Source organism: Streptomyces minutiscleroticus (assembly GCF_014650875.1).
Taxonomy (GTDB): Bacteria; Actinomycetota; Actinomycetes; order Streptomycetales; family Streptomycetaceae; genus Streptomyces; species Streptomyces minutiscleroticus.
The window spans coordinates 1-515 of the sequence record NZ_BMVU01000291.1 but is presented as its reverse complement, the minus strand read 5'-3'; the positions used below and the strand labels follow the sequence as shown (position 1 = coordinate 515).

Annotated in this window: 1 protein-coding gene; it reads left to right on the top strand. The window is 40.0% G+C overall.

Annotated elements, in window-relative coordinates; genetic code table 11:
- Positions 1-75 precede the first annotated feature (75 nt).
- On the top strand, positions 76-515 hold a 440-nt coding region (locus IE271_RS44780; RefSeq protein WP_229920023.1), incomplete at its 3' end, for a hypothetical protein.

Sequence of the window (515 nt, the reverse complement as noted above, 5' to 3'; positions counted from 1 at the left end):
CCAGATTGCAGCCTTTATTGAATGCGTTGTTTGACTTGTTTGAAGCTTTCTTTTAAGCCCCTTTGTTCAAATTGCTTGAACGATTTGCCCTTAAATTTAAAAGTAAGGGTTTTAGAGGGCGTGAGCGTGTATAGTTTTTACGCTTATAGCGAAATAGAAGAACTCATTAAAAGCAAATACGCGCTGATTGGCTCTCGCATTTTGCCCTTGCTTTCTCAAAAAGCCGGCGCGGAGTTTGTGAGAATCCTAAAAGAAAAAGGCTTGACTACCCCCCTTTATGGCATCGCCATTGATGATAAAATCAAATCCTTTTACTCGCATTCAGCCGCGCTTTTAAAAGGCTTTTGTCAAGGCAATTTAAAACCCACTTACGGGCGTTTAAGGGCTAATAATACTATTTCGTATGCCGGGAAAAGCTTAGAATTTCGTGCCAATAACCCACGGAATTTCACCTTCAAAGGCGATGAAACTTTAGATTATTTTTTATTAGATGATATTATCACCACCGGCACCAC